Source organism: Amycolatopsis roodepoortensis, assembly GCF_014873915.1.
Lineage (GTDB): Bacteria > Actinomycetota > Actinomycetes > Mycobacteriales > Pseudonocardiaceae > Amycolatopsis > Amycolatopsis roodepoortensis.
In genome coordinates, this window is the sequence record NZ_JADBEJ010000008.1 from 912,468 (window position 1) to 937,393 (window position 24,926).

Genomic DNA, 24,926 nt, shown 5'->3' on the forward strand with positions numbered 1-24,926 from the left:
GTGGCCCGGTAACGCTGGGCTATCGGCCGGCGAAGATCCGTTGACGGTTCGAGTAGGGGGAAACACGTGATCAGGCGCTTGTGCGCGGCTGTGCTGCTGACCGTGGGCCTGGTGGCCTGCTCGCCGCCGAATCTGGGCCGGGTCGTCCCGCAGGCGGCCGCCCCGGAAGGGCTGGCACCTTCGCCGGCCCCCACGACCAAGCCGAGCCCCGGTCCTCAGCGGGAGGAGAAGCACTCGGGCAAGGGGAACGCGTCGGTCCCCATGGCCTGGCCGACGCGCATAGGCTTTGTGACCTTCGACTGCCCGAAGTGCTCCGGCCACGTCGCGGTGAACACCGAGAACGAGCTGATCGTGAACGACGTCGGCCCGTACAAGGGCACGCAGTGGATCAACGACATGCCCGGCCGCCAGGCGAAGACCTTCACCATCAAGGCCAACGCCGCCTGGACACTGACCATCACCGACGAAAGCGGCCTGCCCGTCCTGGAGCCGGGCAAGCCCCTGTCGGGCAAGAGCGAAGCGGTGTTCACCGTGCCCGACGCCGTCACGTCGGTCGCCGTCGCCACCAAGAACAGCGGGCGGACCGCGGTGTGGGTGCACAGCGGCGATTACTCGGAACTTCCCGTGAACCAGCTCGGCGACTACACGGGCAGCGTGCCCGTGTCCGGCCCGGCCTTCGTCTCGGTGGAAGGCGACGGGACCTGGACGGTCACCGCGTCCTAGACATGACGAAGGCCACCTTCCGCGGAAGGTGGCCTTGTCGTCGCCGCGCTCAGCGGTAGTTCGTGAACTGCAGCGCGATCTCGAAGTCCTTGCCCTTCAGCAAGGCGATCACGTCCTGCAGCTGGTCCTTCTTCTTGCCGGACACCCGCAGCTGGTCGCCCTGGATCTGCGCCTGGACCCCCTTGGGGCCCTCGTCGCGGATGAACTTGGCGATCTGCTTCGCCTTGTCCGACGCGATCCCCTGGAGGATCTTGCCGCCGATCTTGTAGATCTTGCCGGACAGGGCCGGCTCGCCCGCCTCGAAGGCCTTCAGGGAGATGCCGCGCTTGATCAGCTTCTCCTTGAACACCTCGACCGCCGCCAGCGCCCGCTCCTCGGTCTCGGACTCGATCGCGATCGCCTCCTCGCCGGACCAGTCGATCTTGGTCCCGGTACCCCGGAAGTCGAACCGTGTACCGAGTTCCTTGCTGGCCTGGTTCAGGGCGTTGTCCACCTCCTGGCGATCGACCTTGCTCACCACGTCGAAAGAGGGATCCGCCACGTGTTCTCACACCTCGTACTCGCTTGTCAGGAGCTTCCACCCTAGCCCTGTGGAACCCGGTTGACCGGCCCGCCACGGCATTGGGTATTCTTTCGTCTCGGCCGGGGACACCCGGTCACGGCGAGTTGCCCGAGCGGCCAAAGGGATCTGACTGTAAATCAGACGGCACTGCCTTCGGGGGTTCGAATCCCTCACTCGCCACACAGGAGCGGCCCCGTGACCCAGTCACGGGGCCGCTCCTTTTTTCGTGCGTCCCGGTCTTTAGTTAGTGGTTAGTAACTAGTAACTTGAGGCTATGGCTGGACGGATGAGCGGACCCGAGCGACGTGCCCAGGTGCTGGCCATCGCCGCGGAAGAGTTCGCGGAGCACGGGCTGCACGGGGCGTCGACGGAGGCGATCGCGAAGACGGCGGGGATCACGCAGGCGTACGTCTTCCGGATGTTCGGGACGAAGAAGGCCCTGTTCCTGGAACTGGCGCAAACCGCGTTCGAGCGGCTCAGCGACGCGATGCGGGACGCGGGCGCGGGGGAGACCGGGCTGAAGGCGCTCTCGGCGATGGGCGCGCAGTACTTCGACCTGCTGGCCGACCGCACCGGGTTGTTGTTGCAGCTTCAGGGCTTCGCCGCGTGCGGCGACCCCGAGGTGCGGGACGTGGTGCGGTCGTGTTTCGCGCGGATGTGGGACACCACCGAGAACGGCACCGGACTCGACCCGGTGACCGTGAAGACTTTCCTCGCCTTCGGGATGCTGCTGAACGCCGGCGCCGCGATGGACGTCGAGCAGGTCGACGCGCTCTGGGCCGAGGGGGTTCGCACCCGGATCCAGCCGGGCCTGTTCACGCACGTCACCACCGAGACGAACCGATGAGTGCCCCCGTCCGGCGGGACGGGCGACTGAGCGCCGCACTGGTGTGCACGGCGTTGGCGGGCGCTGTGATCGGCAGTGTCGGCGCGCCGCTGATCACCCCGGTCGCCACGGGGCTGCACGTATCCCTCGACGCGGCACAGTGGACATTGACGGTGACGCTGTTCAGCGGCGCGATCGCGGGCCCGGTCCTTGGCAGGCTCGGCGGTGGCCCGTACCGCCGCACCACGATCCTGATCACCCTGGCCATGGTCACGACGGGCGGGTTGCTGACGGTGCTTCCGCTTCCGTACCCGGCGTTGCTGATCGGGCGCGGCTTGCAGGGGCTCGGGGTCGCGGCCGGGGCACTGTTGATGAGCGTCGCCCGCGCGCACCTGCCGCACGAGCGCTCGACCTCGACGATCGCCGCGCTGTCGGTCGCGTCGACCGTCGGCATCGGGGTCGGCTACCCGGTGGTCAGCCTCCTTGATCAGCTCGCGGGCCTGCGCGCCGCGTACGGCTTCGGATTCCTCCTCTCCGTCGTCGCGTTCCTCATCGCCTGGCGCATGCTGCCTGCCGAGACGCCAGGTGCGCCGCCACGGATCGATGTCCCCGGCGCGCTGCTCCTCGCGCTCGGCACACTTGGGGTTCTCCTGCTCATCGCCGTGCCCTCCGTGTGGTCGACCGTCTGGTTCGCCAGTGGTCTCCTCGCCGGTACCGCCGCGGTCTTGGCCGCGTGGGCCTTCGTCGAACTGCGCACCACGGAGCCGCTGGTGGACCTCCGGCTGCTCGGCCGAGGCCCGGTCTTCCGCGCGAACCTGGCGATTCTCGTGGCGGGGGCGGGTTTGTACCTGCTGTTCAGTCTCTTGACCCGCTACGTGCAGACACCGGCGGACGCCCCGTACGGATTCGCGCTGCCCGGTGTCGCCGCGGGCGCGGCGTTGATCCCGTTCTCCCTGCTCGGATTCGTTGCGGGGAAAGCGGTTCCGCGGATGGACGAACGGTGGACGTACCTGGTTTCGACCGTGATCGCCGTCGCCGGCGCGCTGGTGTTCGCCGTCGGAAGTCAGTCGTTCGTCCTCGTCCTCCTTTCCATCGCGCTGCTCGGTTTCGCCGTCGGCGGCATCTTCGCGGTGATGCCCAGACTCGTGCTCGTCGGTGTGCCGCAAGGAGAAACGGCCAGCGTGCTCTCGATCAACCAGATCGCGCGCAGCATCGGCATGGCCATGGGCAGCGCCCTCGCCGGGTTGCTGCTCGCCGCGGCCACCCCGGACGGCGCCCTCCTCCCCACCCGCAACGGCTATCTCACGACGGCACTGTGGGCACTGCCCCTGCTCGCCGTCGGCGCGATCATCATCTTCACGGACAGGCGCGTTCCCACACGGACACGTGCTTCGTACTCTCGGCGGTGAACTCCGAACGATCCCAGTCCGCCCAGCGGTACTTCAGGCGCATCCCGGCGATGCGCGCCATGAGGTCCATTTCGGCCGGCCACGCATACCGGAAGGGAATGCGGCGGAAGCGCCCCTGCCCATCCGGCGACACCGTGACATGGTTCGACGTGAACTCCTGCGTGACGACGTTGTACTGGTCGAACCCGACGTAACCGCGCTCCATCGCGAACGGGACGATGTCCTGCCCGGGCGGCAAGCGGCGCAGATCCGGCAGGCCGACCTCGACGACGAACAGCCCGCCCGGCCGCAGGTGCGCGGCCGCGTTGCGGAAGACGTCGACCTGACCGTCCTGCGTGGTCACGTTGCCGATCGTGTTGTACACCAGGTAAACCAGTGAGAATTCGCCCTCCACTCGTGTCTTCGTCATGTCGCCGATCGTGACCTCGACCGCGTCACCGCCCGGCTTGCTCGCGACCCGGCCCGCCATCGCGCGGCTCAGTTCGATACCGCTCACCGGCACACCACGCGCCGCCAGCGGGATCGCGATCCGTCCGGTCCCGACGGCGAACTCGAGCACCGGACCGTCGGCCAGGTCTTCGAGGACGTCCACCGCCGGCGTCACCACTTCGGGCGCGTTCGCGCCGCCCGGCTCGTCATAGCCCGCGGCCACACTCTCGGGGAACCAGCCGTCCGCCGGGTCGTCTCCCGTATCCGTCTCACTGATCCACGGCCGCCGACGCTACGCCCGCGACCGTGTGCTCCTCATCCCGTTCTCGGTGGCGTCAGCGCGACGCGGTCCGATAACGCAGCAGCACGATGCCCGACGCGAACGTCCGCTCCTCCACCAGCCGAAGCTTCGGGACGCCGGTGGCACCCTCGAACAACCGGCGGCCCTCACCGGTCACGACGGGATAGACGAACAGCCGGTACTCGTCGACGAGGCCCTCGGCGATGAGCGCCCGCACCAGCGAGATGCTGCCGGTCGTCACGATGTCCTTGCCTTCGGCGGCCTTCAGGTCCTCGATCTCGGACCGCAGCTTACCGGAGAGCACCGTCGTGTTCCGCCACTCCGGTTCGGTCAGCGTCCGCGAGACCACGTACTTGCTCACTGAGTCGAGATAGGCCGAAATCCCCGTCGTGTCATCGGTTTGCTTCGGCCAATATCCGCGCATGTCTTCGAAGGTGACGCGTCCGAGGAGGAACGCGTCGGCGTTCTCACGTTGTTCTTCGAGCACGGCCAGGACGTCCGACCGGTCCACGTCCGGATCGGTGTCGCCCGGGCTGAACCAGTCACCCGCCAGTTCGATCACGCCGTCGATCGTGCAGTTCTCCGTGACGATCAGCTCACGCATGGACCAGACCGTACCGCCGCCCACCGACAAAAACGGCGCGTCAAGCCTCGCCGTGCACCGCTCGCCTCGACGGATACCACGTCTCGCCCGCGGGTTCGCCCGCCATGTTCCAGCTCCACGACACCTTCGGCGTCACGCGCGCGTAGATGCCCGGTCCGACCATTCCCACCCGTTCGATCGGATCCTCGGCCTCGCCATAGACGCGGACACCGCGGGCGATGAACGGGTCGAACGAGACCGTGTCGTCGACGACCAGGGCCACTTTGCGCCGTCCTGCCCGGATGTTGCGGAACTTCCGCGTCGCGAGAACCGAAGCGCCCACTCCACCGACCCAGAATTGCGTGCCGTCGAACTCGAACGCCAGCGGGACGACATCGGGCTGTTCGCCGTCCTCCGAGAGGGTCGCGAAGCGGGCCAGTGGCTGCGAACGCAGGTACGCGATCTCATCGTCTGTAAAGGTCATGACGTCATCATCCGGGCGCGATTGAGGACCAGCATGTCGGTGACGAAGCAGACCGGCGTGCCGTCGGCCGCCCGGCCGACCCACGTCGGGTAGCTGCCGTCGCCCCAGCCGGTGGTGAACGCGATGATGTTGCCTTCGGCTCCGTCCGGAGTGACGTCGATGTACGGGTCCACCTCCTCGAACTTCTCCAGCAGGTCGTCGTCCATCTCCTCGGGGAGGGCGGCCGCGTCGGCGAAGCAGCCCGTGCCGCTGTCCACGCCGTAGCCGTAGAACTCCCCGTCCCCGAGGAAAAGCGCGTTCTGTCCGGGCCAGAGCGCGGTTTCCCAGGTGGCGACGGGAGCGTCGGCGACGACGAGTTTCGCGGCCGCGACCCGTTCGTGGGCCGGTTCGTCGACGAACCGGATCACGGAGACTTCGACCCGATATTCACCGGGCGGCACGGTGACCGTGAAGTGCTCCGCGTCGGCGTCCAGGAACGCCGGGTCCGCCGCGACGAGCCTGCCGCTGGGCATCCGGAGCTTGCCGGCGTCCCGGAGTTCGACCTCGACGAGGCCATGGTCGCCGCTCAGCGAGAAGCGCGTGCCCGCGGTGAACATCTCGTCCATGCCGGAAGGGCACAGCGGAACGGATGGCCGCCAGGGACGTTCGTCGACGGCCAGCGGCGGATCGGCATCGGGAGCGTCCGGCGTCCGGAGGGTCAGTGGCCCCGAATTCGCGAGTGGCTCCCAGTCGCCGAAGGCGGGCTTCGGCATGGCCAGCTCCGACACCTGCTTACTCACCTGGCCGCTGCTGGAGCCGCCGCCGTAACCCTGGGGCGCCTGATGCATCCAGCCCTTGCCATCCGGGCCGAAGGACATCTCAAGATGGCCGGCGCTCTTCTTGTCGAACTCTTCCTGATCGTCGAACCGGTAGGTCCACTGCTCGACCTTCATGAGGAAGAGCGAGCCGTCCTCCAGCATCCGGAACTCGAAGAAACCTCTGCGCCTGCCCAGTTCATCGAACTGCACCGTGCGGGCGAAGCGGTGCTTCCACGCGATTTCGAGCAGAACCAGCGGCACCTCGGTGCCAGGGCGCACCAGGGCGACGGCGTACTGCTCTCCGGCGGCGTCGCGCCCGCGCGCTGTGCCGGAGGAGAGCCTCCCGATCACCGCTCGGGCGGCCGGATCCCAGCCTTCGCAATAGACGACGTCCAGCAAGGTCCCCTCAGACATGCAGCGGAACCTAGCGGGAACCCCCGACAAAACCCAGGGCTATTCGCGGATCGCGTAGTCACCGAAGGCCGGTTCCAGCAACTCGAAAGCTCGTTGGGTCGCCTTCGTCAGCGCGGCGGCGATCTCTTCGTTGCTTTCGCCGGCGTGCGAGCGCCGGAGGACCTCGCGGAAGAGGACGCGGTCGATCGCGTTGAGCTCGGCGGCGGCCATGACCGGGGTGACGTCGTCCGCGTCGGCTCCGGTCTCGCTCGCGAGCAGTTCGGCGAGCGCCGCTTCCCGCAGTTCGTGCAGTTCACGCAGCCGGGCGGTCAGGGTCGGGCTCTCCAGGACCATTTTGGCGAAGACCGGCCCGGTGAAGCCGATCACGGGCGAGTGTTCGGCCACCGCGTCCAGGAAGGTGCGCCGTAGCGCGGCCAGCGCCGACTCACCCGGCTTCCGGTCCCGGACGGCGTTCGCCAGCCCGTTCGTGAACTCCTCGTGCTGGTCGAGCGCCAGGTCTTCCTTGCGTGCGAAGTAGTTCGTGACGGTCTTCTTCGCGACTCTCGCCGCCGCGGCGATCTCGGCGATCGTCGTCTCCTCGAAGCCCTTCTCGATGAAGAGGAGCGTCGCCTGATCGGAGATCAGCTGCCGTGTCTCCTGCTTCTTGAGCTCCCGCAAACCCACATCCGTGCTGGTCATACGCGAAGTTTACCACCGTCGTAAAAATATCCTTGACTTACGGTGCGCTCGATGTAAACTTACGTCCGTACTACCGAACAGCGAGAGAAGAGGCTCCTTGACCGCTCGAATCCCCCAAGGCAACGAAGGCACCAACCGCGCCCAGGCCCGCCGGAACGACCGCCGTCACCAGCAGCCGTTCCCGGGCCGCTCGATGCCGGTGCGCCGCTCGACCGGCGTCCCGCGCCGCCGGTCGTACTGACCGGCCCGCTGCTCCGGAAACCCACCAGCCGACCCGAAGGGGATAGCCCGTGAACGTCCTTGCCTCCACCGTCTCGCTGACCGTCGACGACGTCGCCGCTTCCAGCCGTTTCTTCACCGAGCACTTCGGTTTCACCGAGCAGATGGCCGCGGAGGGTTTCGTCTCCCTTGGGCATGAAACCGCGAAGATGACCATCGTCCTGCTTCAGGCGGGGATCGAGGTCCTGCCGGAGAACCTTCGGCAGCAGCGCGCGTCCGGGGTGATCGTGGCCTTCACGGTCGAGAACCTCGAAGCCGAGGAGAAGCGCCTGCGCGACGAAGGTGTCGAAATCACGTTGCCGCTGCGGGAAGAGCCGTGGGGAGAGCGCCTCCTCATGGTCACCGACCCGAACGGCGTGCCCGTGGAACTCGTGGAATGGGTTCAGCAGTAAGGAAATTCGTGGCGGGGCTTGGTCCACAGTGGACCAAGCCCCGTTTTCGCCGCTACTTCATCGTGGCGAGCTGGATCAGGTTGCCGCAGGTGTCGTCGAAGACGGCGGTGACCACGGGCCCCATGTCGACGGCGTCCTGCGTGAACTCGACGCCCAGGCCCTTGAGCCGGTCGACCTCGGCGTACACGTCGTCGACGGCGAACTGGGTGAACGGGATACCGTCGTCGGTCAGCGCTTTCTTGAACGGCTTCGCCGCGGGGTGGCCGTCCGGTTCGAGCAGCAGTTCGACACCGTCGGGGTTGGCTGGGGAGACCACGGTGAGCCAGCGGGCCTCGCCGGCGGGTACGTCGGTTTTCTTGATGAATCCCAGTTTCTCGGTGTAGAACTCCAGCGCCTTGGCCTGGTCGTCGACGAAGACGCTGGTGATGTTGATCCGAATCACGGGTTCGGTTCCTCTCGGTCGATGGGCCACCGCTCGACGATCGACCGCAGCGGGCTCGTGTCGATGTGGTGGAACTTGTAGCGGCCCTGCCGCCGGGTGTGCACCAGGCCCGCCTGTTCGAGCATCGCGAGATGCTGCGAGATGGCCTGCCGTGACGAGGCAAGTCCATGTTTCATGGTCAGCCTGCCGCAGATCTCGAACAGGGTCTGACCGTCCTTTTCGGTCAGCTCGTCCAGGATGGTGCGTCGCGTCGCGTCGCCGATCGCCTTGAACAGGTCGCCGTCCACTACTCCGTTATAGGCAAGTCGTCACTTGCCTGTCAACTCGGGCTCAGGAACCGAGGTAGCGCAGGACCGCGAGGACCCGACGGCTGTACCCGGCGGTGCTGGCCAGCCCGAGCTTGTCGAAAATGGCGTTCACGTGCTTCTCGACGGCGCTCAGCGACACGAACAGCGATCCGGCGATCCCGGCGTTCGTGTGGCCCTGCGCCATTTTCTCCAGCACTTCGCGCTCACGGATGGTCAGCTTCGCGAGCGGATCGGTATGGGTGGTCCGCGCGAGCAGTCGCCGGACGACCTCCGGATCGAAGGCCGCCCCGCCCGCGGCGACACGGTCGAGCGCGTCCAGGAATTCGCCCACTTGGGCGACCCTGTCCTTCAGGAGATAGCCGACGCGTTCGACGTCACCGGTGATCAACTCGGCGGCGTAGCGCTTCTCGACGTACTGCGAGAGCACCAGTACCCCGATCTCCGGCCAGCGGTTCCGGATCTCGAGCGCCGCGCGCAGACCCTCGTCGGTATGGGTCGGCGGCATGCGGACGTCGGTGACGATCACGTCCGGCCGGTAGGCGGCCGTCGTCGACAGGAGCGCGTCGCCGTCGCCGACCGACGCGACGACCTCGTGCCCCTCCTCGACCAGAAGCCGGACCAGCCCCTCTCGTAAGAGCGTCGAATCCTCGGCGAGGATCACTCGCACGGCAGCACCGCCGTCACCACGGTCGGGCCACCGATCGGACTGTCCACAGTGAACTGCCCGTCCGCGGCCGCGACGCGCATCGCGAGGCCGGAGAGCCCGCCGCCGGATTCCCGCGCCCCACCCGTCCCGTCATCGGTGATCCGCACCCGCACTCTGTCCCCCTCTCGCTCGGCCTCGATGTCGATCCGCGTCGCCGCGGCGTGCTTGATCGTATTGGTGACCGCTTCGGACGCGACGAAGTAGACGACGGTCTCGACGGCCGCCGGTGGCCGTTCCGGCAGGTCGACCCGCAGGTGGACCGGTATCCCCGAACGTTCGGCGAGCGCTTCGAGCGCGGGGTGCAGCCCGTCCGCGTCCAGCGCGATCGGATACACCCGCCACGACACCTCGCGCAGGTCGACGAGGGCGCGCTGGGATTCCTCATGCGCTTGCCGCAGCAGATCCGACGCGCGGTCCGGGTCGGTGGCCCGCCGTGCCCGGCCGAGCAGCATGCCGAGCGCGACGAGCCGCTGCTGGACACCGTCGTGCAGGTCCCGCTCGATCCGGCGGCGCTCGCCGTTGACCGCCTCGACCACCTCCGCCCGGCTGGTCGTGAGTTCGGAGAGCCGCCGGCGCAACTGTTCGTTCGTGCTGGGACCGAAAAACCGCCTCGCCAGCCTGGCGTCCAGCGTCGCGGCTCCGATCAGCCCTTGCAGGCACAGAAAAACGAGTATCCCGCCGAAGAGGAGGGTGGTGACCGGGTCGTACCAGTCGGCGGGCGCTCCGCCTCCGGGAGACTGACCGTCGAAGAGCTGGGCGGCGATGATCAGCCCGGATCCTCCGCCCAGCAGGATCATGAGGAAGATCGCGGCGCAGAGCAGGCCGATGACGCACCGCGGGACGAGATAGGCCATCGCGCGTCGATCGGTGTAGTCCGCGGCGTTCTCTTCGCCGAAGTACTTCTCCAATCTCCGTCGTTCCACTTCGGACAGTGTCCGCGCACCGGCGAAAACAGGTCGCCGCAGCGCGGGGACGGCGAGCGCCATTCCGCCGAAGAGCACGTAGAGGAACTCCGCGACCGCTGTCGTGGCGCCGATCGCCAGGCCCAGCGTGCCGCGGAGACTCTTGCGCAGATAGCGGCGCATCGCTGCCGGGACAGGCATAACGCCAGGTTAGCGGGGTATCCGAAAACGGGTACTGCGGTTTTCCTCAGTGATCTGTGCCGCTTAACCCCAGGGTGCGGAACCCGGGTGATTCGTACGTTCGTTGGCAACTGCAGACGACCACGAAAGGCCGCCATGAACCTCCTGCTCGCCCAAACCGCCAGCGAACCGATGGGAGGACTCGCCGGCTGGGCGGTGTCACTGATGGACGCGCTGGGTGGTCCGGGCGCCGCGATCATCGTCGGCCTGGACAACCTGTTCCCGCCGATCCCCAGCGAACTGGTGCTCCCGCTCGCCGGGTTCTCCGCCAGCCAGGGCACGTTCACCCTGGTGGAAGCACTGGTGTGGACGACGTTCGGCTCGGTCGCGGGCGCGATCATCGTGTACTACCTCGGCCAGCTGCTTGGCCGCGACCGCACCCGCCGCTGGATGGCGAAGATCCCGCTGGTCAAGACCTCCGACTTCGACAAGACCGAGGCCTGGTTCCAGAAACACGGCACCAAGGCGGTGTTCTTCGGCAGGATGGTGCCGATCTTCCGCAGCCTCATCTCCCTGCCCGCCGGGATCGAGCGCATGCCGTTCTGGCGGTTCCTGGCCCTGACCACGCTGGGCAGCCTGATCTGGAACACGGTGTTCGTGCTGGCGGGCTACGGCCTCGGCGAGAGCTGGCACCTGGTCGAGAAATACGCCGGGTTCTTCCAGTACTTCGTGATCGCCGCCGTCGCGGTCGCGTTGACGCTCTTCGTGGTCAATCGGGTGCGCGAGAAGAACCGCACCAACGCCTGAGCCCGTGGCAGGGCGCCCCGCACGCGGTGCGGGGCGCCCAGAACCACTCAGGAATGGAAGGGGCCGGTCACCTCGTAGGTGATCCCGCCCGAGGACGAACCGGAGGTACCGCGTTGCGACGAGAAGTACAGCCGGTTCCCCGCCGGGGTGAACGCCGGGCCGCAGATCTCCGACGAGCTCTGGCCGTTGATCCGCAGGAACGGCGCCACGATGTCGTTCGGCGTGATGATGCAGATCTCCATGTTGCCGCCGTCTTCGGCGACGAACAGGTCGCCCGAGGAGGTCCCCGTGACGTTGTCGACGCCGGTCAGTGGGGCCGAGCCGGGGCTGACCAGCGAGTCGTCGTAGGCGAGCTCGTAAGTGTTGTTCGTGAGGTTGAGCTGCCAGACGCGGTTGTCACCCTTGGTGGTGAACCACGCGGTGTCGTTGGCGTAGTGCAGTCCTTCGCCGCCGCTGAACCGCTTCGCACCGGACACCTGGTTGCGGGTGGCGGTGGGGGAGCCGTCGGGGTCGGGCACGTTCGCCCAGGTGAAGCTGCCCGAGGTCGCCGTGCCCGCCTTGAGCACCTGCAATGTCCCGGCGGAAAGATTGCCCCAGGTCGTCGGGACGAAGCGATAGAAACAGCCGTCCGAGGTGTCCTCGGTAAGGTAGACGACCTTGCGCACCGGGTCGGCCGCCGCGGCCTCGTGCTTGAACTTCCCCATCGCGGGCCGCTGGACGGCGGCCGTGGCCGGGCCGTTCGGCTGGCATTCGTAGACGAACCCGAGGTCGACCTCCTCGCAGGAAAGCCAGGTGTTCCAAGGAGTCTTGCCACCCGCGCAGTTCTGGCGGGTGTTCGAGAGGATGCGGTGGGCGCCGGTGATGTTCCCGCTCGCGTCGAATTTGATCGCGCTCGCGCCGCCGCCGGGCGTGATCTCCGAATTCGACACGTAGATCCAGCCGCTGCCGTCGGCGAACACCGCCCCGCCGTCCGGGGCGCTGTGCCAGGTGTACCCGGTGTTCGCGACCTTCTGGCCGGACCGCGCGATCACGCGGCTGGTGAATCCCGCCGGCAGCTGGATCCCGTTCGCGTCGGCCGCCTGGAGCGCGCCGTACGGGCTGGGTCCGTTCTGGGCGGGCGCGGCGAGGGCCGCTCCCGAGAGCCTGTTTCCGAACGCCGTGACACCGGCGCCGACCACGGCCGCGCGCAGGAAATTCCGTCGCTTCACTCATGCCTCCGAGACATCCGCTGATGTGGTGGTGCGGGAAGGAGCGGGTCGGAGATTACGGGCGGAACGGGACTTCCAGGTGAATTCGCGGCATATTCACCGCGAGAAGGGAACTTTCGTAGGGAGCCCTCGTTCAGCACGATTTCCCGGGCTTTGCGGAGCCCGGGGGCGTCGGCTCCGCCGCGTTGTTCCGCGACGGCCAACGCGAGCGGTATTCGATCGATCGGCGCGTATCCGCCATTGCGGTGGTGACGACGTCCGATCAGGTGACGCCAGTCGGCGAGATACTCGTCGATTCCCGGCTCTCCGGGAACCGCCCGGAGTAGGGAGTGCAGCAGTGTCCTCAGCTGGTTTTCGTTGCCGGGCAAGGTGTTCCGGGCCAGCGTGTCGGCCAAGGTGCTGCGGGACCAGCCGGTCGCGGCGGCCAGCGCGCGGATGCTGAGGCCGCTTCGGTCGCGCAGTTCACGCAGTCGCGCCATGAACTCGGATTCGGTGTTCATCGGTGTGCCCTGGCGGGCACGGGGTGGCGGAGAACGGCGCCGAACAGGGCGATGGCGATGCCCGCGGCGATCGAGGCGCTGGTGCCGGCGAAGGTCAGCGCCGCGGTGAAACCGGTGAGAATGCTCAGGCAGACGATCTGACCGGCCGAAACGCACCTGCGCCTCGGCCGCAACGGGGAAAGAATTCCTTGACTCATGACCTTGCCCTCTCAAGGATCACGCACCCCGGCTGGGTGGCACGCAATACACGTTATCAAAACGTGATAGGGAGTTTAAGGCGAAGCAATGTCCGGGTTCGTCCGGATCTCGGAAAGCCGAAAGCCCCGGATCCTTGGCAGGATCCGGGGCTTCAGGGCTCGCGACGTTACGCCGCCTGAGCGACCGGGGCAGTCGCCGGGGCCAGCGCGATGTCCAGCACCTCGCGGACGTTCGCTACGGCGTGGACGTCCAGCTGTGCCAGCACTTCGGCCGGGACGTCGTCCAGGTCGGGCTCGTTGCGCTGCGGGATGATCACCGTCTTCATCCCCGCCCGGTGCGCGGCCAGCAGCTTCTGCTTGACCCCGCCGATCGGCAGCACGCGCCCGGTCAGCGACACCTCACCGGTCATCGCGACGTCCGACTTCACGACCCGGCCCGAAAGCAGGGACGCCAGCGCGGTCGTCATCGTGATGCCGGCGCTCGGCCCGTCCTTGGGCACCGCGCCCGCGGGGACGTGCACGTGGATGCCGCGGTCCTTCAGGTCTCCGACCGGCAGTTCCAGCTCGGCGCCGCGTGAACGCAGGTACGACAACGCGATCTGCACCGACTCCTTCATCACGTCACCCAGCTGGCCGGTCAGCGACAGCCCGGTCGAGCCGGACTCCGGATCCGCCAGCGACGCCTCGATGTAGAGGACGTCGCCACCGGCGCCGGTCACCGCCAGGCCCGTCGCCACGCCCGGGGTCGACGTGCGCTGCGTCGACGCGGGCAGAGAGGACTCCGGCAGGTGCCGCGGGCGGCCGAGGTAGGTCTCGAGCCCGTCGGCGTCGATCGTCAGCGGCAGCTCGACCTCGTCCAGCGCGACCTTGGTCGCCACCTTCCGCAGGACCTTCGCGATGGTCCGGTTCGCGTTGCGCACCCCGGCCTCCCGCGTGTACTCGGCGGCGATCCGGCTGAACGCGCCGTCGGTCAGCGTGACGTCGTCCTTGCCGAGCCCGGCGCGCTCCAGCTCACGGGGGAGCAGGTGGTCGCGGGCGATGGTGACCTTCTCGTGCTCGGTGTAGCCGTCGAGGGTGACCAGTTCCATCCGGTCCAGCAGCGGGCCGGGGATGGTCTCGAGCGCGTTCGCCGTCGCCAGGAACACGACGTCGGACAGGTCGAGCTCGACCTCGAGGTAGTGGTCGCGGAAGGTGTGGTTCTGCTCCGGGTCCAGCACCTCCAGCAGCGCGGCGGTCGGGTCGCCGCGGTAGTCGGCGCCGACCTTGTCGATCTCGTCGAGCAGCACGACCGGGTTCATCGAGCCCGCTTCCTTGATGGCTCGGACGATCCGGCCGGGCAGCGCGCCGACGTAGGTGCGGCGGTGACCGCGGATCTCGGCCTCGTCGCGGATGCCGCCGAGCGCCACGCGGACGAACTTGCGGCCCATTGCCTTCGCCACCGACTCGCCGAGCGACGTCTTGCCGACCCCGGGAGGGCCGGCGAGCGCCAGCACCGCGCCCGAACGACGGCCGCCGACCGGGCCGAGCCCGGACTCCGCGCGACGCTTGCGCACGGCCAGGTACTCGATGATGCGTTCCTTCACGTCGTCGAGACCGGCGTGGTCGGCGTCGAGGATGTCACGCGCGGCGGCGATGTCGTGGACGTCGGTGGTGCGCTCGTTCCACGGCAGTTCCAGCACGGTGTCCAGCCACGTGCGGATCCAGCCGCCCTCGGGGGACTGGTCCGAGGTCCGCTCCAGTTTGTCCACTTCGGACAGTGCGGCCTTCTTGACCGCGTCCGGCAGTTCGGCGGCCTCGACGCGGGCGCGGTAGTCGTCGTCATTGGCCGTGCCGTCGAGTTCGCCCAGCTCCTTGCGGATCGCTTCGAGCTGGCGGCGCAGCAGGAACTCCTTCTGCTGCTTCTCCATGCCCTCCTGGACGTCCTTGCGGATGGTGTCGGTCACCTCGAGCTCGGCCAGCTGCTCGCGGCTCCATTCGAGGGCCTTCTCCAGCCGCGAGGAGACGTCGAGCGTGGTCAGCAGTTCGAGCTTCTGCTCGGTCTTGAGGTAGGACGAGTTGCCGGCCAGGTCGGCGACCGCGGACGGGTCTTCGACCTCCTGGACGGCGTCGATCATCTGCCAGCCGCCGCGCTGCTGGAGGATCGCGATGACGACGGACTTGTACTCCGACGCGAGCTTCGCGGCGTTGTCGTCGGTGGTCTCGGCGGCGACCTCGGCGTGCACCCAGCGGGCGGCGCCGGGGCCGTCGGCGATGCGGCCGACGACCGCGCGGCGGGTGCCGCGCAGCAGCACCGCGGTCTTGCCGCCGGGCACGCGCCCGATGCGCTCGACGGTCGCGATGGTGCCGAGTTCGGCGTATTCGCCGTGGACGCGGGGGACGATCAGCACTTCGGCCTTGGTGGCGGCGCTGGACCGGATCCCCGGGAAGGAAGCCTGGGCAGGCGTGTTGGCCTGGGCGGACTCCACCGCGGCGCGCGTCTCCGTGTCGGCGAGGTCGAGCGGGACGATCATGCCCGGCAGCACGACGTCGTCATCGAGCGGGAGGACGGGCAGGAGGCGGTTGTCGGTCATCTGTGCACTCCTCGGTTAGTTGAGTCTGCCTAGCTCAACTCTCCGATCGACCCGTTTGTTTCCTTTCCGCGTTCGCCGTCAGCGATCACCTTCCCCTCCGACCTCTAACGCCCAACGCGTCGCGTTTAGCGGGCTAAACGCGACGCGTTGCGGCGATAGGTCGGATGTCAGGGGTGGACGGCGACCCCGCACCACGCGAACGGCCGGGCACCTTCCTCGTCCCGCCGCAGCTCCCGCACCGGTCGCCAGTCGGGCAGGTGGACGACGCCGGGCTCCAGCAGCGGCCAGTCCCCGAAGAGCGGCTCGATCTCTTCGCGGTCCCGCATCCACACCGGGTTGCTCGTCTTCCGGTACTGCTCGACCATCCAGTGGAGCCCGTCCGCGTCCACGCCGGTCTGGCCGCCGAAGCTCATATGCGACAGCCCCAGCCAGCTGCCCGGCGCGAGCGCGTTCCGGTAGGTCGCGACGAGCGCGGGCGGATCGTCGTGCGGTCCGGCGAAATGCAGGACGGCCATCATCATCAGGCAGACGGGCTGATCGAAATCGATCAGCCGCAGCGTCTCCGGATGCCGCAGGACGTCCTTCGGCCGCCGCATGTCCGCCTGGATGATCCCGGCCCAGTCGGTCGCCTCGTGCCGTTCGAGGATCAGCTCCGCGTGCGCCACCGCCACCGGCTCGTAGTCGACGTACACGACCTTCGCCGTATCGCCCGGCTCCAGTTCCTCCTGGACGATCTCGTGCACGTTCCCGGCGGTCGGGACGCCGGAGCCCAGATCGATGAACTGCCGGATCCCGGCGTCCAGTGCCGCGCGCACGACCCGGTTCATGAACTCGCGGTTGTGTCGCGCGCCCGGTTTGACCCACCGCCACTGCTTTTCCAGCGCGCGGGCGAACTCGCGGTCGACCGCCCAGTTGTGGGTCCCGCCGAGGAACCAGTCGTAGATCCTCGCCGCGGACGGCTTCTCGGTGTCCACCCCGGTCGGCGCCACCGGGGCCGCGTCATCGTCCCTCGTCACGAAAAGAGCCTATCGGGATCAAGGGACCGCCGGTCGCCGCTGCCAGTACGTCCAGAGCGGCCGGTAGCCCTGCGCGTACCAGAACGGCGTCGAGCGCGGGTTGGCCAGCGCGTGGTGCAGCAGCACGGCTTCGGTGCCGCATTCGTCGAAGACCTGGTGCGCGTGGGCGGCGAGCGCCGTCCCCACCCCGCTCGATCGCGCCGGTTCGGCCACCGCCAGCGAAGACAGGTAGCCGACGCGCTCGGCCGCGACCCGGCCGTCGATCCACGCCGTCTCGCCGGGGAACTGCACCCGGACCATGCCCAGCGGGCGTCCGTACAGTTCGGCGATCCACAACGTCGGATTTTCGCGGCCGACGTGTTTCGACAGCTCCGCCCTGATCGTTTCCTCCGCGCCCTCGCGCAAAGTGACAGAACCGAACTGCGCGTCATAGCGCTGCAATTCCAGTTCGAGTCCGACGGCGGTTTCGAGATCATCCGCTTCGGCGGGCCGGATGTGCACGCCGGGCGTGGCGGGCGGCCCCGTCGCGGCGAGCCGGTCGGCCGGGCGGACCGCGATCACCAGCACCGGCGCGAAGCCTCGGCGGAGCAATTCGGCCGAGCCGGGGGAGTCCCGGCTCGGCCGCACGACGGTCGCCGCGGTCTCGACATCCCCAGGTGGGGCCACGGTCTTCAGATGTTCATCCCATCGGGTGAGTAATGCGTCAAGGGCGGCTTCTGGGCGGGGCCCGGTGAGTCGCGCTTCGAGGCGATGCTCGACGAGGGCCCGCCACGGAGAGTCAACGGAATCGGGACCCGCTTCGGTCCGTACCGACAATCCGGCGGCGGCCGAGTCGCCAACCGTCGCGGAGAGTGACAGGGAGCCCTCCGCAGGCTCCAGTGCAGGCATTTCGGGGAGCAGGGCGTCCACGGTGGCGAGCCGCTCGGCGTGCCCGGCGGCGATCGCGTGGCTATTCATAGGGCTATTCAAGCCCCTACTCACGGGTCCGCCGGGAACTTCACGAGATTGGCCGGGGCGTGGCGTCAGGTGACTTCCGGTAGTCGGAAGGAACGCGAATAACGCTCCCATTTCACCCCTTGGTCCACGCAGGTCAGCGCGACGCGCCCATTGTTAACCCTGGGGTGATCTCATACTGTCTCGAATGGGACTCGGGTACGCCCTCCGGGGTACTGTATTGCCCTCGTCCCCGAGGTCGCGGTAGGACAAGACCGGTTGGGCAGCCGGGAAGGAAGGTCGGATGCCGGACACGAACGGCAGGCCCGGGAGCGCCGCACAGGCAACAGCGGGCAAGGGAGGCGCCGTTACGGAGGCTCGTACCGACGAGCGACGGTTCCGCGTCTACACCTTCGCGGTACTCACCATGGGCATCGCCGCCGCGGCCGCGGTCAGCCTCTGGCTGGACTTCGAGGCTTCGGACGACCTGTTGTGGATCGGGCCGATCCTCGCGCTCGCGTTCCTGCTCGCCGAACAGCTCGGCATCAACGTCGACGTCCGCAGCGGCATCTCGTGGACGATCTCGTTCACCGAGATCCCACTGGTCATCGGATTCTTCGTCGCTCCATTCGAAGTCGTGCTAGCCGCCCATCTCGCGGCGGGCATCGGGACCTTGCTGGCCCGCAAGGTCGCGGGCCGCGTGCTCTACAACGCCGGCGCCTTCCTGCTGGAGATCACCGGCGCGTTCGCTGTGGCAGGGCTGGTGAAGCAGGCCTCCGGCGCCCACGACATGACCTGGATCGCCGCGCTGGCCGGGACTTTGACCGCGCCGCTGGTCAGCACGCTGCTCGCGCTCGCCGCCGTCCGCGTGCTGCGCCGTCGCATGCGGGTCAGCACCGCGATCCGCCTGACCGGCCGCATCCTCGTCGTCGGCTTCGTCAACGCTTCGGTCGGTCTTTCCGGATATTTGGTGATTTCCGGGACGCCGAAGGCCTGGCCGCTCGTCCTGGCCGTGTTCCTCGGGCTCACCGCGCTGTACTGGGCGTACTCGGATCTGCTGCGTGAGCAGCGCGACATGGAAGCGTTGTCCGACGTCAGCCTGATGGTCGCGCGCTCCGGTCAACAGGCGGCCGCGCGGCCTGCCGGGCGCGCGGACGAACTCGTCGGCGGTGTCGACGTCCGCGAATGGGCGACCATCGCCGAACGCATCAAGGACCAGCTCGCCGCCGGCCGCGTCGTGCTGAGGCTTCGACTGGAGCCGAAGGACACCATGCGGATGGTCGTCGCGGGCGACGAACTGCCGCCCGTCGACCCGGCCGCCGACGACCCGCTGCTGCGCCTGCCCGGCGCGCACGTCCGGCACTTCCGGATCACCGAAGCCAATCCCGACGTCCGCTCCGCGTTGCTCGACCGCGGCGCGCAGGAGGCGCTGGTCGTCCCGCTGCGCAGCGCGAACCAGCTCCTCGGCGTCGTCGAAGCGCACGACAGGCTGTCCCGCTGGCGCGGATTCGGCAAGTACGACGTCCAGCTGCTCGGCACGATGGCCAGCCACCTCGCGACGTCGCTGGACAACCGGCGACTCCTCGCGACCCTGCGCCACGACGCCTACCACGACCCGCTGACCGGCCTGCTCAACCGGCCGGGCTTCCGCCAGGTCGCCAAGGAACCCTTGCGGGAACAGGTCGACGCGGTCGTGCTCCGGATCGACCTCGACGTCTTCTCCACCGTCAGCGACGCGCTCGGCTACGTGTGGGCCGACCGGATGGTCATCGCCGCGGGCCGCCGGATCCGCGACGCGCTCGGCCCCGACGTCCCGCTCGCCAGGCTCGAAGGCGCGTCCTTCGCGGCGCTCCTCGTCGGCTGCGCGCCGGAACGCGCCCAGGCCGCCGCGGAACTGCTGCGCGCGGAGCTCGTCGCCCCGTACCCGGTGGACCGGCTCTCCGTCGAAGCCAACGCGATGATCGGCTACGCCACTTCGTCGGCGGAAGACGACGACCAGGTCGACGTCGACGGGCTCCTGCAGCGCGCCGACGTCGCAGTCCGCGCCACGAAGGGCGGCGAAGAGGTCCGCGGCTACATGGCCAGCATGGGCCAGATCTTCATGCGCCGGTTCCAGATGGTCACGCAGTTCCGGCAGTCGCTGGAAGAAGGCCAGCTGAGCGTCCATTACCAGCCGAAGATCACCTTGCCGAACCGGCAGATCCAAGGCGTCGAGGCGCTCGTGCGCTGGGTGCATCCGGAGTTCGGCAGGCTCGGGCCCGACGAGTTCGTCCCGGCGATCGAAGCCGCCGGCCTCATCGGCGTCCTGACGTCGTTCGTGCTCGAAGAGTCGTTGAAGCGTGTGCGCAAATGGCTCGACGAAGGCCTGCGCATCTCCGCCGCGGTGAACCTCTCGGTGCGGAACCTGGCCGACGAGGACTTCCCGACGAAGGTCGCGCGCGAACTCGACCGCTTCGGCATCCCGCCGGAACTGCTCACCTTCGAACTCACCGAGTCCGGTGTGATGTCCGACCCGCAGAAGGCGCTGCCGATCCTGCGGGAGCTGCACTCGCTGGGCATCGTGCTCGCCGTCGACGACTTCGGCACCGGCTACTCGTCGCTGGCGTACCTGCGGCAGCTCCCGGTCGACCAGGTCAAGATCGACAAGAGCTTCGTCCTCGGCATGGGCACCGACCTCGGCGACCTCGCCGTCGTGCGCTCCATCGTCGAGCTGGGCCACTCGCTCGGCCTCACGGTCGTGGCGGAGGGCGTCGAGGAGGACGTCGCGCGGGATCAGCTCGAAGCGATGGGCTGCGACGTGGCGCAGGGCTACCTCATCTCGCGGCCGCTGCCGGAGGACCGTCTGGAGGCGTGGCTGCAGGCGCGCACGGCGCGTTCGCCCGGACGCCACTCCGAGACCGTCCTTACCCTGCTGACCTGAGGTTTTGCGGTAACGTACCCCCCTGTTCCAGCCGCCCGCGAGGACTTGCTAATCTTTCCAAGTCCTCGCGAGAGGCAAGGCCCCTTTAGCTCAGTCGGCAGAGCGTTTCCATGGTAAGGAAAAGGTCTACGGTTCGATTCCGTAAAGGGGCTCAGAACTTCAGCCGCGTCACGCAAGCGTGTCGCGGCCAGGTTCATGTAAGGCGGTGTAGCTCAGCTGGCAGAGCAAGCGGCTCATAATCGCTGTGTCGCCGGTTCAAGTCCGGCCACCGCTACGCGGTAATCCTGGGTATCCCAGGCCTAGTAGAGAAGGAAATGCTGTGGCTGCCACTGACGTGCGACCGAAGATCACGCTCGCGTGTGAGGAGTGCAAGCACCGCAACTACATCACCAAGAAGAACCGGCGCAACAACCCGGATCGCCTGGAGATGAAGAAGTTCTGCCCGAACTGCGGTACGCACCGGACTCACAAAGAGACCCGCTGAGCGTCTAGCGGTTCTACCTGTCTCACCCGAAGCCGTCCTGGTCACCAGGGCGGCTTCGGGTTTTTCCGGGTTCGGTAGCCTGCCCGGGTGGCCTTGGACCAGTCGTTCACCGGGCGGGTGTACCCGCCGACCAGTACCTATGAAGTGAGTCGCGAGAAGATCCGGGAGTTCGCCGACGCGCTCGGCGACGCGAACCCGCTCTACCGCGACACCGAAGCGGCGAAGGCGGCCGGCTACCCCGACGTCATCGCGCCGCCGACGTTCCTGACGATCATCAACCTCGCCTCGATCAACGCGATCGTCTCGGACCCCGAGCTGGGTCTCGACTATTCGCGGATGGTCCACGGCGACCAGCGGTTCACCTACACGCGGCCGGTGCACGCGGGCGACGTCCTGTCGCTCACCACGTACATCGACAACATCATGACCCGCGCCGGGAACGACTTCATCAACCTGCGCGCCGAGATCTCCGGCGCCGACGGCGGCCCGATCGCCACCACGAACGCCCAGCTCGTGGTCCGAGGGGAGGACGCGTGAGCACGTTCACCGCCGGGGAAGAACTGACCCCGCTGACCATCGACGTCACCCGCGACCAGCTGGTGCGCTACGCCGGCGCCTCGCTGGACTTCAACCCCATCCACTGGAACGAGGCCTTCGCCAAGGAGGTCGGGCTGCCCGACGTCATCGCGCACGGGATGCTGACCATGGCGCTCGGGGCGCGGCTCGTCACCGACTGGCTCGGCGACCCCGGCCGTCTCGTCGACTACTTCGCGCGCTTCACGCGCCCCGTGGTCGTGCCGAACGACGGCGCGGCGACGATCGAGTTCACCGGGAAGGTCGCCGTGGTCAACGACGACGGCACCGCCCGCGTCGACATCACCGCCAAGTTCGAGGGCAAGGCCGTCCTGGGCAAGGCGCAGGCGGTCGTCCGCATCTGACCTCAGGGGGAGCAAGGGACCTTTGCTATCGCTCGCTTAGCATGCCTAAGTAAGTGAGAGCAAAGGTCCCTTGCTCTACGTGAGCTTGAGCAGCTTCTCGATGACCTCCGCCATCCCCTCCGCACCCCGTGCGTTCGGATGCAGCGGCGCCGCGGGCACGGAAGGAGCGGGGCCTTCGACCCAGCGCCGGTTCGCGGCGCTGCACATGTCCCGCCCCTTACTCGCTGTCGACATGTCGGCGAAGCCCGCTTCGTGCTCCTTCGCCGTCTCCTCCAACGCCTCGTTCAGTCGCTTCAGCGAGTCGCGGAAGTAGGCCACGTCGCCCGCGCCGACCGGCAGGACCGGCCAGCAAGCGGCGTCGTCGTCCGGAAGCACCGTCGGGTACCCCACGACCACGATGCGTGCCGAAGGGGCCTTCGAGCGGATCTGGTCCAGAATCCCGCCGAGCCTGTCCGCCGCGGCGGCGATCCGCTCGGCCAGCTGGTCGCGCCCGCCCGCGGTCAGCTGGGTCTTGCAGGGCGAAGCGGTCTGCACCTGAGTCGCGCACTGGCTCGCGAAGCCGACGAAGCCCACGTCGTTGCCGCCGATCCCGACGGTCACCAGAGTCGTATCGGCGTCGATCACGTCGAGCTGCGGAGCGTTCGTGCCGTCCCGGGTCTTCTGCTCGCCGGTGAGGTGTCCGGTCGTGGCGCCACCGCAGCTGGCGTCGACGAACTCGGCCGGACGCAGCTTCGCGGCGAGCAGGCTCGGGTAGTTGTTGTCCGAGCGGTCGCAGCCCGGCGGCTCGCCCACAGGCCGCCCGGTGCCCGGCGAAGACGTGTAGGAATCGCCCAGCGCCACGTACCGGCCCGCGCCGTCCGAAGTGGTGACTCCCGCTGGTGTCACCGAGGTCCCGCGCTCCCACAGGTGATACGCGATCCCCAGGACGGACAGCACGATCACCAGGAAGAGGCAGCCGCCGCCCGTTCTTCGCCGCGTCACTCGTTCGTTGTACGCGACCTGGGTCACATTTGTCATCGGTCCGCTCGTCGGTGAACGACGCGTGAACGGGTGATCTCCGGTTGCCTGAGACGTGGATCACGTTCAAGGTGGTGCGCGTAGTTGCCCCGAGGAAAGGCGAAATCACGTGAGCCTGAACCTGAACAAGCTGGTCGACAAGGCGTGGGAGGACAAGGGCATCAACGAGGTGCTGGATGCTCCGCCGTCCGCGCTCGAGGGCCTGACCAAGAAGCACGACGAACTCCTCGCCGAGCTCAAGATCAAGACCATCCGGGACCTCGGCAACTGGAAGTACGCGGCGAAGGCCCACGCGCTCGTCCAGCTCGCCGACGGCGAATCCTGACCCGTTGAGGGCCCTTCCCGGCGAACGGGGAGGGCCCTCAGCCGCGGGGGACGAGGTCGCGCAGCTCGGCCGCGAGATCGAGGGCGTGGTCCACGTCCCGCGCGAGGTAGTGCGGGTCGACGAAGGCTTCGGCGATCCCGGTCTCGGCGGCCGCCTTCAGCTGCGCGGCGACGTCTTGGAGATCGGTTCCGGGCTTGGGGTTGATCCGCAGGACCCGCCGCAACGTGCCGGGGTCGCGGCCCGCCTTCTCGGCCGAGCTCACCACGGTCTGCCAGAGCTTCGCCAGATACGGCGCGGGCAGCCCCGCGGGAAGCCAGCCGTCCGCGCGGCGGCCGACGCGGTCCAGCGCCACCGGCGACAGCCCGCCCAGCAGCACCGGCGGATGCGGGCTCTGCGCCGGTCGCAATCCCACCTTCGTCGCCGGGATCCGCCAGCGTTCGCCTTCGTGCTCGACCGGGTCCCCGGTCCAGAACTTCCGGAGGACGTCGAGAAGCTCCTCCAGTTGCGCGCCACGCCCCTTCCAGGGCGTGCCCGTCGCCGTGTACTCGTCGCGAAGCCAGCCGATGCCCAGGCCGACGTCCAGGCGGCCACCGCTCACCTGATCCAGTGAGGTGAGCATCCGGGCGAGCACGACGGCCGGATAGACCGTTCCGGTGAGCGTGCTGGTGCCCAGCCGGACCTTGTTCGTGACGCTCGCGGCGACGGTCAGCAGGATCAGCGGATCGCCGAAGGTGACGAACTCGGGCGGGTACGGTCGTTCCGGCGTGCCGCCGGGGTAGAAGTCCGACGGCGACACCGGGGCCAGCACCCGATCCCCGACCCACAAGGACTCGTACCCGAGCTCCTCGGCGGCCGCGGCGAAACCGGTGACGGCGTCCAGCGACGCGAGGGGGCCGTACTGCGGAAGGGCGATTCCCAGGCGCATCACGGTCACCGTGCTTCCGCGAACAGAGGACGCATCGTGGTGATCCCTTCGGCGAGATCGTTTTCGTCCACCGCATAGGAAATCCGGAGGTCTCCCGGCGTCCCGAACGCCTCATCGGCCGCGCGCACTCCGCGAATTTCCTTGCCTGGCAGGAATTTCATCGGTGGGTAGACGTAAAAAGCGCCGAGTGGCACGGGAGTTTCCACATCCGGGACCATCTCGTCGGTGACGACCCTGAGACCGTTTTCGTGTGCCCAGCGCCCGATCGCCTCGACCCGCTCGCGCGGGTACACCGCGCCGGACGGCGACTCGAACAGCAACACCTCGTCGCCGGGGTCGAGCAGCGTCGCGAACGCCGAGTGGACCGCCTGCTCCGGGAGCCCGCCCTCGGCCGGCTGCCCGGCGCCGAATCCGATCACCGGACGACCCCGCGCCTTGAGCTCCCGGGCCTTCGCATCGACCGCCGGCGTGATGCCGCCGACGCGAGCCGAGACGCGGCCGGCCGTCGAAGGCGAGGGTGCGGGAGCGCTCATGGCGACATCGTGGCACGATCATGGGGTCGGCCGTGGGGGAGTTTCCCCGCGGAAGGCTGCTCCGCGCCGCTTTGAGGGGCGCGGTTGCGAAGCTGTTCGGGGGTTGCCGTAGACTTCTGGTCTCGGAACGCACTACGG

30 protein-coding genes and 3 tRNA genes are annotated in these 24,926 nt (G+C 68.2%); 14 read left to right on the forward strand and 19 right to left on the reverse strand.

Going from position 1 to position 24,926, the window contains the following annotated elements:
* Positions 1 to 66 precede the first annotated feature (66 nt).
* Positions 67 to 723 (forward strand): hypothetical protein, encoded by a 657-nt coding sequence (locus H4W30_RS42095; protein WP_192747791.1) that lies wholly within the window; start codon positions 67 to 69, stop codon positions 721 to 723.
* A 49-nt stretch (positions 724 to 772) separates the two neighbouring features.
* Here the strand turns inward: H4W30_RS42095 and H4W30_RS42100 are convergent, their stop codons facing one another.
* The gene (locus tag H4W30_RS42100) at positions 773 to 1,264 is read right to left on the reverse strand and encodes a YajQ family cyclic di-GMP-binding protein (protein WP_016331028.1); all 492 of its coding nucleotides are present in this window, start codon (positions 1,262 to 1,264) and stop codon (positions 773 to 775) included.
* 119 nt (positions 1,265 to 1,383) lie between these two features.
* Between H4W30_RS42100 and H4W30_RS42105 the strand changes: the two genes are divergently transcribed.
* From H4W30_RS42105 to H4W30_RS42115, 3 genes are all read left to right on the forward strand, one after another.
* Positions 1,384 to 1,465: transfer RNA gene (locus tag H4W30_RS42105), tRNA-Tyr, on the forward strand.
* Positions 1,466 to 1,571: 106 nt separating this feature from the next.
* Positions 1,572 to 2,132, forward strand: coding sequence for a TetR/AcrR family transcriptional regulator (locus tag H4W30_RS42110; protein ID WP_192747792.1), 561 nt, complete (start codon positions 1,572 to 1,574; stop codon positions 2,130 to 2,132).
* Positions 2,129 to 3,520, forward strand: coding sequence for an MFS transporter (locus tag H4W30_RS42115; protein ID WP_192747793.1), 1,392 nt, complete (start codon positions 2,129 to 2,131; stop codon positions 3,518 to 3,520). Before H4W30_RS42110 ends, H4W30_RS42115 begins: the two co-directional genes overlap by 4 nt.
* Here the strand turns inward: H4W30_RS42115 and H4W30_RS42120 are convergent.
* The 5 genes from H4W30_RS42120 to H4W30_RS42140 form a co-directional block, all read right to left on the reverse strand.
* Positions 3,468 to 4,172, reverse strand: a complete 705-nt coding sequence (locus tag H4W30_RS42120; protein ID WP_318780773.1) for a class I SAM-dependent DNA methyltransferase — start codon at positions 4,170 to 4,172, stop codon at positions 3,468 to 3,470. The two genes, H4W30_RS42115 and H4W30_RS42120, sit on opposite strands and share 53 nt — an antisense overlap.
* A gap of 112 nt (positions 4,173 to 4,284) precedes the next feature.
* Positions 4,285 to 4,854: a dihydrofolate reductase family protein gene (locus H4W30_RS42125; protein WP_192747794.1), complete on the reverse strand. Its 570-nt coding sequence runs from the start codon at positions 4,852 to 4,854 to the stop codon at positions 4,285 to 4,287.
* A gap of 40 nt (positions 4,855 to 4,894) precedes the next feature.
* A complete protein-coding gene (locus H4W30_RS42130; protein WP_192747795.1) occupies positions 4,895 to 5,317 on the reverse strand; it encodes a PPOX class F420-dependent oxidoreductase in 423 nt (140 codons plus the stop codon).
* Complete coding sequence (locus H4W30_RS42135; protein WP_192747796.1) at positions 5,314 to 6,528, reverse strand: DUF4241 domain-containing protein; 1,215 nt, start codon at positions 6,526 to 6,528, stop codon at positions 5,314 to 5,316. The genes H4W30_RS42130 and H4W30_RS42135 overlap by 4 nt, the downstream gene beginning before the upstream one ends.
* 39 nt (positions 6,529 to 6,567) lie before the next feature.
* Complete coding sequence (locus H4W30_RS42140; RefSeq protein WP_192747797.1) at positions 6,568 to 7,206, reverse strand: TetR/AcrR family transcriptional regulator; 639 nt, start codon at positions 7,204 to 7,206, stop codon at positions 6,568 to 6,570.
* Between the two features lie 97 nt (positions 7,207 to 7,303).
* Here H4W30_RS42140 and H4W30_RS42145 point away from each other — a divergent pair, with 97 nt between their 5' ends.
* Together H4W30_RS42145 and H4W30_RS42150 are read left to right on the forward strand one after the other, a co-directional pair.
* Positions 7,304 to 7,447: a hypothetical protein gene (locus H4W30_RS42145; protein ID WP_158633055.1), complete on the forward strand. Its 144-nt coding sequence runs from the start codon at positions 7,304 to 7,306 to the stop codon at positions 7,445 to 7,447.
* A gap of 49 nt (positions 7,448 to 7,496) precedes the next feature.
* On the forward strand, positions 7,497 to 7,877 hold the full coding sequence (locus tag H4W30_RS42150; protein WP_126733305.1) for a VOC family protein: 381 nt from the start codon (positions 7,497 to 7,499) through the stop codon (positions 7,875 to 7,877).
* A gap of 52 nt (positions 7,878 to 7,929) precedes the next feature.
* Here the strand turns inward: H4W30_RS42150 and H4W30_RS42155 are convergent, their stop codons facing one another.
* From H4W30_RS42155 to H4W30_RS42170, 4 genes are read right to left on the reverse strand one after another with little or no spacing between them, the layout of a single operon-like run.
* Entirely contained in the window at positions 7,930 to 8,319 is a 390-nt protein-coding gene (locus H4W30_RS42155) for a VOC family protein (protein ID WP_306856048.1), read from the reverse strand.
* Positions 8,316 to 8,606, reverse strand: coding sequence for an ArsR/SmtB family transcription factor (locus H4W30_RS42160; protein ID WP_005152025.1), 291 nt, complete (start codon positions 8,604 to 8,606; stop codon positions 8,316 to 8,318). Before H4W30_RS42160 ends, H4W30_RS42155 begins: the two co-directional genes overlap by 4 nt.
* Positions 8,607 to 8,649: 43 nt before the next feature.
* The gene (locus H4W30_RS42165; RefSeq protein WP_192747798.1) at positions 8,650 to 9,294 is read right to left on the reverse strand and encodes a response regulator; all 645 of its coding nucleotides are present in this window, start codon (positions 9,292 to 9,294) and stop codon (positions 8,650 to 8,652) included.
* Complete coding sequence (locus H4W30_RS42170) at positions 9,285 to 10,436, reverse strand: sensor histidine kinase (protein ID WP_225950839.1); 1,152 nt, start codon at positions 10,434 to 10,436, stop codon at positions 9,285 to 9,287. The genes H4W30_RS42165 and H4W30_RS42170 overlap by 10 nt, the downstream gene beginning before the upstream one ends.
* Positions 10,437 to 10,571: 135 nt before the next feature.
* Between H4W30_RS42170 and H4W30_RS42175 the strand changes: the two genes are divergently transcribed.
* A complete protein-coding gene (locus tag H4W30_RS42175; protein ID WP_192747799.1) occupies positions 10,572 to 11,222 on the forward strand; it encodes a DedA family protein in 651 nt (216 codons plus the stop codon).
* Between the two features lie 47 nt (positions 11,223 to 11,269).
* On the opposite strand, the gene H4W30_RS42180 is transcribed toward H4W30_RS42175, so the two are convergent.
* The 6 genes from H4W30_RS42180 to H4W30_RS42205 form a co-directional block, all read right to left on the reverse strand.
* Entirely contained in the window at positions 11,270 to 12,430 is a 1,161-nt protein-coding gene (locus tag H4W30_RS42180; protein ID WP_192747800.1) for an alkaline phosphatase PhoX, read from the reverse strand.
* A complete protein-coding gene (locus H4W30_RS42185) occupies positions 12,427 to 12,930 on the reverse strand; it encodes a helix-turn-helix domain-containing protein (protein WP_192747801.1) in 504 nt (167 codons plus the stop codon). Before H4W30_RS42185 ends, H4W30_RS42180 begins: the two co-directional genes overlap by 4 nt.
* A complete protein-coding gene (locus H4W30_RS42190; protein WP_126733312.1) occupies positions 12,927 to 13,127 on the reverse strand; it encodes a hypothetical protein in 201 nt (66 codons plus the stop codon). The genes H4W30_RS42185 and H4W30_RS42190 overlap by 4 nt, the downstream gene beginning before the upstream one ends.
* Before the next feature lie 167 nt (positions 13,128 to 13,294).
* Entirely contained in the window at positions 13,295 to 15,697 is a 2,403-nt protein-coding gene (gene lon / locus H4W30_RS42195; RefSeq protein WP_192747802.1) for an endopeptidase La, read from the reverse strand.
* A 167-nt stretch (positions 15,698 to 15,864) separates the two neighbouring features.
* Positions 15,865 to 16,713 (reverse strand): SAM-dependent methyltransferase, encoded by an 849-nt coding sequence (locus H4W30_RS42200; protein WP_192747803.1) that lies wholly within the window; start codon positions 16,711 to 16,713, stop codon positions 15,865 to 15,867.
* Between the two features lie 18 nt (positions 16,714 to 16,731).
* On the reverse strand, positions 16,732 to 17,670 hold the full coding sequence (locus H4W30_RS42205; protein WP_192747804.1) for a GNAT family N-acetyltransferase: 939 nt from the start codon (positions 17,668 to 17,670) through the stop codon (positions 16,732 to 16,734).
* A gap of 280 nt (positions 17,671 to 17,950) precedes the next feature.
* On the opposite strand from H4W30_RS42205, the gene H4W30_RS42210 reads away from it, so the two are divergent.
* The 6 genes from H4W30_RS42210 (at position 17,951) to H4W30_RS42235 (ending at position 21,988) form a co-directional block, all read left to right on the forward strand.
* Positions 17,951 to 20,566 (forward strand): putative bifunctional diguanylate cyclase/phosphodiesterase, encoded by a 2,616-nt coding sequence (locus H4W30_RS42210; RefSeq protein WP_126733316.1) that lies wholly within the window; start codon positions 17,951 to 17,953, stop codon positions 20,564 to 20,566.
* Positions 20,567 to 20,645: 79 nt separating this feature from the next.
* A tRNA-Thr gene (locus tag H4W30_RS42215) sits at positions 20,646 to 20,718 on the forward strand.
* 49 nt (positions 20,719 to 20,767) lie between these two features.
* A tRNA-Met gene (locus H4W30_RS42220) sits at positions 20,768 to 20,840 on the forward strand.
* Positions 20,841 to 20,885: 45 nt separating this feature from the next.
* A complete protein-coding gene (gene rpmG, locus H4W30_RS42225; protein ID WP_005152047.1) occupies positions 20,886 to 21,050 on the forward strand; it encodes a 50S ribosomal protein L33 in 165 nt (54 codons plus the stop codon).
* A gap of 87 nt (positions 21,051 to 21,137) precedes the next feature.
* The gene (locus H4W30_RS42230; RefSeq protein WP_034304171.1) at positions 21,138 to 21,587 is read left to right on the forward strand and encodes a MaoC family dehydratase N-terminal domain-containing protein; all 450 of its coding nucleotides are present in this window, start codon (positions 21,138 to 21,140) and stop codon (positions 21,585 to 21,587) included.
* Positions 21,584 to 21,988: a MaoC family dehydratase gene (locus tag H4W30_RS42235; protein ID WP_192747805.1), complete on the forward strand. Its 405-nt coding sequence runs from the start codon at positions 21,584 to 21,586 to the stop codon at positions 21,986 to 21,988. The genes H4W30_RS42230 and H4W30_RS42235 overlap by 4 nt, the downstream gene beginning before the upstream one ends.
* A gap of 75 nt (positions 21,989 to 22,063) precedes the next feature.
* Here the strand turns inward: H4W30_RS42235 and H4W30_RS42240 are convergent, their stop codons facing one another.
* A complete protein-coding gene (locus H4W30_RS42240) occupies positions 22,064 to 22,996 on the reverse strand; it encodes an SGNH/GDSL hydrolase family protein (RefSeq protein ID WP_192748025.1) in 933 nt (310 codons plus the stop codon).
* Positions 22,997 to 23,114: 118 nt separating this feature from the next.
* Between H4W30_RS42240 and H4W30_RS42245 the strand changes: the two genes are divergently transcribed.
* Entirely contained in the window at positions 23,115 to 23,330 is a 216-nt protein-coding gene (locus H4W30_RS42245; protein ID WP_126733319.1) for a hypothetical protein, read from the forward strand.
* Between the two features lie 37 nt (positions 23,331 to 23,367).
* Here H4W30_RS42245 and H4W30_RS42250 read toward each other — a convergent pair whose 3' ends face one another.
* Positions 23,368 to 24,264, reverse strand: a complete 897-nt coding sequence (locus H4W30_RS42250) for a TIGR03619 family F420-dependent LLM class oxidoreductase (RefSeq protein ID WP_192747806.1) — start codon at positions 24,262 to 24,264, stop codon at positions 23,368 to 23,370.
* A complete protein-coding gene (locus H4W30_RS42255) occupies positions 24,261 to 24,788 on the reverse strand; it encodes a PLP-dependent aminotransferase family protein (RefSeq protein WP_192747807.1) in 528 nt (175 codons plus the stop codon). The genes H4W30_RS42250 and H4W30_RS42255 overlap by 4 nt, the downstream gene beginning before the upstream one ends.
* Positions 24,789 to 24,926 lie beyond the last annotated feature (138 nt).

What these genes read in the sequence shown, in the direction of transcription:
- H4W30_RS42110 (WP_192747792.1), top strand. Translation starts at nt 1,572, where the DNA reads ATGAGCGGACCCGAGCGACGTGCCCAGGTGCTGGCCATCGCCGCGGAA.
- H4W30_RS42115 (WP_192747793.1), top strand. Translation starts at nt 2,129, where the DNA reads ATGAGTGCCCCCGTCCGGCGGGACGGGCGACTGAGCGCCGCACTGGTG.
- H4W30_RS42125 (WP_192747794.1), bottom strand. Translation starts at nt 4,854, where the DNA reads ATGCGTGAGCTGATCGTCACGGAGAACTGCACGATCGACGGCGTGATC.
- H4W30_RS42130 (WP_192747795.1), bottom strand. Translation starts at nt 5,317, where the DNA reads ATGACCTTTACAGACGATGAGATCGCGTACCTGCGTTCGCAGCCACTG.
- H4W30_RS42135 (WP_192747796.1), bottom strand. Translation starts at nt 6,528, where the DNA reads ATGTCTGAGGGGACCTTGCTGGACGTCGTCTATTGCGAAGGCTGGGAT.
- H4W30_RS42140 (WP_192747797.1), bottom strand. Translation starts at nt 7,206, where the DNA reads ATGACCAGCACGGATGTGGGTTTGCGGGAGCTCAAGAAGCAGGAGACA.
- H4W30_RS42170 (WP_225950839.1), bottom strand. Translation starts at nt 10,436, where the DNA reads ATGCCTGTCCCGGCAGCGATGCGCCGCTATCTGCGCAAGAGTCTCCGC.
- H4W30_RS42175 (WP_192747799.1), top strand. Translation starts at nt 10,572, where the DNA reads ATGAACCTCCTGCTCGCCCAAACCGCCAGCGAACCGATGGGAGGACTC.
- H4W30_RS42185 (WP_192747801.1), bottom strand. Translation starts at nt 12,930, where the DNA reads ATGAACACCGAATCCGAGTTCATGGCGCGACTGCGTGAACTGCGCGAC.
- H4W30_RS42190 (WP_126733312.1), bottom strand. Translation starts at nt 13,127, where the DNA reads ATGAGTCAAGGAATTCTTTCCCCGTTGCGGCCGAGGCGCAGGTGCGTT.
- lon (WP_192747802.1), bottom strand. Translation starts at nt 15,697, where the DNA reads ATGACCGACAACCGCCTCCTGCCCGTCCTCCCGCTCGATGACGACGTC.
- H4W30_RS42205 (WP_192747804.1), bottom strand. Translation starts at nt 17,670, where the DNA reads ATGAATAGCCACGCGATCGCCGCCGGGCACGCCGAGCGGCTCGCCACC.
- H4W30_RS42210 (WP_126733316.1), top strand. Translation starts at nt 17,951, where the DNA reads ATGCCGGACACGAACGGCAGGCCCGGGAGCGCCGCACAGGCAACAGCG.
- H4W30_RS42255 (WP_192747807.1), bottom strand. Translation starts at nt 24,788, where the DNA reads ATGAGCGCTCCCGCACCCTCGCCTTCGACGGCCGGCCGCGTCTCGGCT.